We start from the raw sequence: 6,728 nt of genomic DNA on the forward strand, positions 1-6,728 counted from the left end.
GTTATGCACTTCTCGCCGGCCGAGGTGGGCAAGTTTAGCCAGGCCTCGCTCATCACCCGCTGCACCAACGACATTCAGCAGATCCAGATGGCCGCAACCCTGTTTATCCGCATGTGTCTGATGGCCCCCGTCATGGGCATCGTCGCCGTCATGCGCGTCCTGGCCAACCACACCGGCCTGGAGTGGACCATCGCCGTGGCCATCATCGCGGTCTCGGCCGTTGTCGGCGTGCTCATGGGCCTCACCATGCCCAAGTTCAAAAAGATGCAGAGCTTTGTGGACCGCGTGAACCTTACCGCCCGCGAGCTGCTCGACGGCCTTATGCCCATTCGCTCGTTCAACCGCGAGGAGCATGAGCTCGAGCGTTTTGACAAGGCTTCGCTCGACCTAATGACCACGCAGCTCTACACCAACCGCGCCATGAGCTTTATGATGCCGCTCATGATGCTCGTCATGAACTGCATCACCGTGCTTATCGTCTGGTTTGGCGCGCAGGGCGTGTCCGACGGCGTGATGCAGGTCGGCAACATGATGGCGTTCATCTCCTACACCATGCAGATCGTCATGGCGTTTATGATCCTCACCATGGTTTCGGTCATCCTGCCCCGTGCCGAGGTCGCAGCCGAGCGCGTAGATGAGGTCATCACCTGCCCCACGAGCATCAACGACCCCGCCTCGCCCAAACTGCCCGCGGCCAACGCGCCGCGCGGTGAGCTCACCTTCCGCGACGTGAGCTTCCAGTATCCCGATGCCCGCGCCGATGTCATCAGCGGCGTGAACTTCACCACGCATGCCGGTCAGATGCTCGGCATCATTGGCTCCACGGGCTCGGGCAAGTCCACGCTCGTGCAGTTGATTCCGCGCCTGTATGACGTCACGGGCGGTAGCATTTCGCTCGACGGCGTCGATGTGCGCGACATGACCCTTTCCGAGCTGCGCCGCCGCATTGGTTACATCCCGCAGCAGGGGCGTCTGTTCTCGGGCACTGTCGAGAGCAACCTCAAGTTTGCCGGCGACATGGTAAGCGATGACGACATGCGCCAGGCCGCGCGCATCGCCCAGGCCGAGGACTTTATCGCCGAACGCGAGGGCGGCTACGACTCCCCCATCAGCCAGGGCGGCTCCAATGTTTCGGGCGGTCAGCGTCAGCGCCTGGCCATCGCCCGCGCGTTGGCCAAAAAGCCCGAGGTCGTGGTGTTCGATGACTCGTTTAGCGCCCTCGACTACAAGACCGACGCTCGCCTGCGCGAAGAGCTTGCCAAAAACATTACCGACGCCGCGCTCGTGGTCGTGGCCCAGCGCATCGCGACCATCATGCACGCCGACCAGATCATCGTGCTCGACGACGGCCACGTGGTGGGCACCGGTACGCACGAGGAGCTGCTGCGCAGCTGCCCGGCGTACCTGGAGATCGCACAGTCGCAGCTTTCCGCCGAGGAGCTGGGGCTTACCCAAGAAGAAATTGCAGCCGTCACGGAAGGAGGCGAGCGCTAATGGCAGACGAGACCAAGACTCAGATTCCCAAGCCCACCCGCCAGCGTGGTCCCATGGGCCGCATGGGCGGCATGCGTCGCGGCGAAAAGGCCAAGGACTTTAAGGGCACCATGAGACAGCTGCTCGGCTATATCGGCCAGCACAAGATTGCCGTGTTTGCCGCCGTCGCCTTTGCCGTGTGCTCGGTCATCTTTAACATTGTGGGACCCAAGGTGCTCGGCCAGGTTACGACCAAGCTGTTCGAAGGCCTGGTCGCCAAGGTCAACGGCACCGGCGACGTTGACTTTGACTGGATCGCCAAGACGCTCGGCTTTTTGCTCTGCCTGTATCTGGCGAGCTCTGTCTGCAGCCTGGTCCAGGGCTGGCTCATGACCGGCGTCACGCAAAAGATCTGCTACCGCATGCGCAAGGAAATCGCCGCCAAGATTGCCGTCGTGCCGATGAGTTACTTCAACGGCCACAGCAAGGGAGACGTACTCAGCCGCATCACCAACGACGTCGATACGCTGGGTCAGTCGCTCAACCAGAGCGTGACGCAGCTCATCACGTCGGTGACGCAGATTATCGGCGTGCTCGTCATGATGCTTTCGATCAGCCTGCCGCTTACCGGCGTCACCGTGCTCACGCTGCCGGCCGCCGCGATTATCTTGACCGTAATGATTCACTTCTCGCAGCCGTACTTCCGCGAGCAGCAGCAGGTTCTGGGCGCCGTCAACGGCATTATCGAGGAGGACTTTGCCGGCCAGAACGTCATTCAGGTGTTCGACCGCGCCGAGGCCTCGATCGAAGAGTTCGACCGTCAAAACGACCGCCTCTTTATTAGTGGCTGGCGCTCGCAGTTCCTGTCGGGCCTGATGATGCCGCTTATGAGCCTGGTGGGTAACATGGGCTACGTGGGCGTTGTCGTGGTGGGCGCACAGCTCGCACTGACCGGCAACGCCACGCCCGGCGACATCCAGAGCTTTATCCAGTACGTTCGCAACTTTACGCAGCCCGTGCAGCAACTGGGCAACGTGAGCAACACGATGCAGTCGATGGCAGCCGCCACCGAGCGCGTCTTTGAGTTCCTGGCCGCGCCCGAGGAGGAGCAGAAAGCCGACGCGCAGATTCCCGAAAAGCGCCCCGGCCATGTGGAGTTTGATCACGTCAAGTTTGGCTATACGCCCGACAAGACCATCATCCACGACTTTAGCTGCGAGGCGCAGCCCGGCCAGACCATCGCCATCGTCGGCCCCACCGGCGCCGGCAAGACCACGCTCATCAAGCTGCTGCAGCGCTTCTACGATGTGGACGGCGGTTCGCTGCGTGTCGAGGGCGTCGACGTGCGCGACTGGGACCGCGCGGCGCTGCGCGGCGAGTTTGCCATGGTGCTGCAGGATACCTGGCTGTTTAACGGCACCATCCGCGAGAACATCCGCTACGGACGCCCCGATGCGAGCGATGCCGAGGTCGAAGCCGCCGCGCGCGCCGCACGTTGCGACCACTTTATCCATACGCTTGCCGGCGGTTATGACTTTATGATTAACGAGGAGGGCACTAACCTGTCGCAGGGTCAGCGCCAGCTCGTGACCATCGCCCGTGCCATTTTGGCCGACCGCCCGGCGCTGATTCTGGACGAGGCGACTTCCAACGTCGACACCCGCACCGAGGAGCTTATTCAGCGCGCCATGGATGCGCTGATGCAGGGCCGTACCAGCTTTGTCATCGCGCACCGCCTGTCCACGATCCGCAACGCCGACGTAATCTTGGTAATTCGCGACGGCGACATCGTCGAGAAGGGCACACACGACGAGCTACTCGCCCAGGGTGGCTTCTACGCCGACCTGTATAACTCGCAGTTCGACGAGGCGGCGTAACAACCGGCGGCAAACAACCGCAATGCCCAGAAAACGGGGGCGCAGGACAACCTGCGCCCCCGTTTTTGCTCTGCGACCCTCAAACCGCCTCCCCTGGGACCTGATTGACAGCCCCTTCGAGGCCCCGTGGGCAAAAAATGGCAAATATGAGTACTGTTACCCTTTTAGTAACAGCCAAAACAGCCCCAAATGCCGTTCTCAAGGCTTACACGCGTCCCTAAATTGATCAAACAGCCCTATAGCGGACTTATATGTGTTTGCGTTAATGAACATATTTTGCTGTTATGTCTATTATTTTGCGAAGGCAATATGCTACTAAGCTAGCAACCGTACTCATATTTGGCATTTTTTGCCCACAGGGTGTTTCCTGGGGAACCGACAATAGCCTTAGGGTCCCGCGCGACGCCACTCCCTCCCGGTATCCGCCGACGTTCCCCCATATAAAACCTGCCAAAATAAACCTGTCCCTTTTGGCAGGTTTCGGGGTGGCAAGGGCTTGCACTTTAGCGTGCGACAGCGGATAATGCCGAGCATTCGACAATACGTTTATTGCTCTTTCTATAGATTGAGGAGACCCCTATGGCCATGGAATTCAAACGCAGGCTGCCGATCCCCATGGAGATCCGCGAGGAAATGCCACTTTCTGCCGAGCTTACCGCCAAAAAGCAGGCATTTGACGCCGAGGTCGCCAAAGTCTTTACCGGCGAGGACGCACGTAAGGTGCTCATCATCGGCCCGTGCTCTGCCGACCGCGAGGATTCGGTGCTCGAGTATATGAACCGACTGGCCAAGACCGCCGAAGAGGCCAAGGACAAGCTCATCATCATTCCGCGCGTCTACACCAACAAGCCGCGCACCAAGGGCACCGGCTACAAGGGCCTGCTGCACAACCCCAACCCCGAGGCTCCCGACGACCTGCTCGAGGGCGTCAAGGCCATCCGCCATATGCACCTGCGCGTTATTGAGGAAACGGGTTTCTTCACCGCCGACGAGATGCTCTATCCGTCCAACTACCAATACCTCGTTGACCTGCTGAGCTATGTCGCCGTGGGCGCACGCTCGGTAGAGAACCAGGAGCACCGTCTGGTGTCGAGCGGCATTTCGGTACCCGTCGGCATGAAGAATCCCACTGCCGGCTCTACCACCGTTATGCTCAACTCAATTTACGCCGCCCAGGCGCACCAGAGCTTCATCTTCCGCAACTGGGAGGTCGAGTGCGACGGCAACCCGCTCGCACACGCCGTTATGCGTGGCTACATCGGTCTCGATGGGCGCACCTACCCCAACTACCACTACGAACACCTGGAACGCCTGGCCGAGCGCTATACCGAGCATGCCGGCTATGCCAATCCGGCAGCGGTCATCGACTGCAACCACGACAACTCGGGCAAGCGTCCGCTGGAGCAGTATCGCATTTGCAAGGAGGTGCTCGACAGCTGCCGCCGCAACGAGTCCATCTCCAAGCTGGTCAAGGGCTTTATGATCGAGTCCTACCTAGAAGACGGCAACCAGCCGGTCGACGGCGGCGTCTTTGGCAAGTCGATCACCGACCCGTGCCTGGGCTGGGAAAAGACCGACTACCTCATCCGCGAGATCGCGGAACGGGTGTAGGTTACGGCGTTTTACCAGACGCCGTAACGGCTCGACGCTGCGCGGGTCGCATTTGAGACAATCTGACGTTCAACTTCAAGGGCGCGACCAGAAGGTCAGCGCCCTTTCGTTTCACGTCACCTTGTCTCAAATGCGACCCGCTCGCTGTCCGTCCTCTACCTGCGGCGTTATCTTGCTCCGGATGTGGCAGTTAGGGACGCTCCTTTTCTGCCGGCGGTTTGGGACACTCCTTGGGTGAACTGCACCCCAAAACTTGGACGGCTTAAATAAGAACTACGCCGCAAGGGGCTGGTTCCGGAACTCCTCCGGGGTCAGCCCCTTCAGTTTAACCTGCCTCCGCCTCGTGTTCCAATGGGCGACGTACGCGTCCAGGTCCGCCTTGAAGGACTCGAAGTCGGGCCATGTCCTTCCCCGGAAGAACTCGTCCTTCATGTGGCCGAAGACCTGCTCGGTGGCACCGTTGTCGATGCAGTTTCCCTTTCTGGACATGCTCTGTACGATCCCGGCGTCCTTCAGCCTCCCGCACCATGCGGCGTGCTGGTACTGCCAGCCCATGTCGCTGTGGAGCACCGGCGTCGCGCCCTCGGGCATCTTCGCCAGCAGCTGGTCGAGCAGCTCGGCCTGCTGCGCCATGTTCGGGCTGGTCGACGTCGACCACGCGACTATCTCCTTGCTGCCGAAGTCGTACACCGGCGCGAAGTAGGCCTTGCCCCAGGGCTGCTTGAACTCGGTGACGTCGGTGCCCATCTTCTGCCACGGCCCGTCGGCGGCGAAGTCGCGCCCGATGACGTTCTCGAACGTCTCGCCCACGACGCCCCTGTACGAGTTGTACCTATGGTAGTCGGTCTCGCGGCGGATGCCGCAGCGGACCCCCATCTCCCGCATCATCTTGAGCACGGTCTTGTAGGCTATGCGCGCGCCCAGCTCGGCGCACAGGCACATGGCGACCTGGCGGTGGCCGCACCCGTTGGCCGTGCGCGAGAAGATCTCCGCCACCGCGCCTCGCAGCTCCGGGCGCGTCGGCCTGGCCGGGTGCGACAGCGCGTAGTAGTAGCTGGACCGGGCCATGCCGGCGCACTCCAGCAGGCTCCCCAGCTCGTACCCCTCTTCGCGCAGGGCGCTCACGGTCTCGACCTTCGCCCTGGTCAGAGCCCGTCCCTCTCGACCAGGGCACGCAATTTTTTTAGGTAGGCCACCTCGGTCTCGAGCCTTCGGCAGCGCTCCTCGAGCTCCTGCTCGCGGGTGCGCCCGCGCGGCCTGGGGCCGGACCCCTTCGGCCTGCCCCTGGGCTTGGGCCTGAGCGCCTCGGCGCCGCCCTCGCGGTAGAGCGCGCACCATCTCTTGAGCGGCGCCAGGGACATGACCCCGAACGCCTCCATGGCGTCCCGCTTGCCCATGCCGCCGTCGACCACGGCCGAGGCGGCGGCGACCTTCTGCTCGTATGTGTACCTGGTCTGCTTGCCGTCCATGGATAGCAGCACCTCGCTTCCGAACGACCGGTATACGTAGAGCCATTGTCTCACGGTGTTGCGCGGGACCGACAGCGCCTTCGCCGCCGACTTGAAGCCGTGCCCCCGCTCGAAGAGCCCGATCGCCGCCTTCCTGGCCTCGATGTCGTGTTTCACTCTCAAGTCGACACGCATAAAAAGCCTCCCATTTCTCGTGTCCAAGAAATGGGAGGCAGTTCAGGGTAGTCATTGGGTGTTCCTATAGTTTTGTCAACCGTCGGGGCTACTCCCGGTAGGGCACCCGGTCGCGCATCACGGC

General features: G+C 61.6%; 5 protein-coding genes. 3 read left to right on the forward strand and 2 right to left on the reverse strand.

What is annotated here, in order from left to right; all coding sequences use genetic code 11:
* The 3 genes from AB5164_RS08355 to AB5164_RS08365 all read left to right on the forward strand — a co-directional run.
* Window positions 1–1,494 (forward strand): ABC transporter ATP-binding protein (locus AB5164_RS08355; RefSeq protein WP_368147970.1); only part of this gene is annotated, 1,494 nt, incomplete at its 5' end.
* Window positions 1,494–3,350: an ABC transporter ATP-binding protein gene (locus tag AB5164_RS08360; protein WP_195620757.1), complete on the forward strand. Its 1,857-nt coding sequence runs from the start codon at window positions 1,494–1,496 to the stop codon at window positions 3,348–3,350. The genes AB5164_RS08355 and AB5164_RS08360, both read left to right, overlap by 1 nt.
* Before the next feature lie 579 nt (window positions 3,351–3,929).
* Window positions 3,930–4,961, forward strand: a complete 1,032-nt coding sequence (locus AB5164_RS08365; protein ID WP_368143120.1) for a 3-deoxy-7-phosphoheptulonate synthase — start codon at window positions 3,930–3,932, stop codon at window positions 4,959–4,961.
* A gap of 273 nt (window positions 4,962–5,234) precedes the next feature.
* Here the strand turns inward: AB5164_RS08365 and AB5164_RS08370 are convergent, their stop codons facing one another.
* Complete coding sequence (locus AB5164_RS08370; RefSeq protein ID WP_368143119.1) at window positions 5,235–6,086, reverse strand: IS3 family transposase; 852 nt, start codon at window positions 6,084–6,086, stop codon at window positions 5,235–5,237.
* 20 nt (window positions 6,087–6,106) lie between these two features.
* Complete coding sequence (locus AB5164_RS08375; RefSeq protein ID WP_368143118.1) at window positions 6,107–6,604, reverse strand: helix-turn-helix domain-containing protein; 498 nt, start codon at window positions 6,602–6,604, stop codon at window positions 6,107–6,109.
* Window positions 6,605–6,728: the final 124 nt, after the last annotated feature.

The organism is Collinsella aerofaciens (assembly GCF_040915425.1).
Lineage (GTDB): Bacteria > Actinomycetota > Coriobacteriia > Coriobacteriales > Coriobacteriaceae > Collinsella > Collinsella aerofaciens_BW.

What these genes read in the sequence shown, in the direction of transcription:
- AB5164_RS08360 (WP_195620757.1), top strand. Translation starts at nt 1,494, where the DNA reads ATGGCAGACGAGACCAAGACTCAGATTCCCAAGCCCACCCGCCAGCGT.
- AB5164_RS08365 (WP_368143120.1), top strand. Translation starts at nt 3,930, where the DNA reads ATGGCCATGGAATTCAAACGCAGGCTGCCGATCCCCATGGAGATCCGC.
- AB5164_RS08375 (WP_368143118.1), bottom strand. Translation starts at nt 6,604, where the DNA reads ATGCGTGTCGACTTGAGAGTGAAACACGACATCGAGGCCAGGAAGGCG.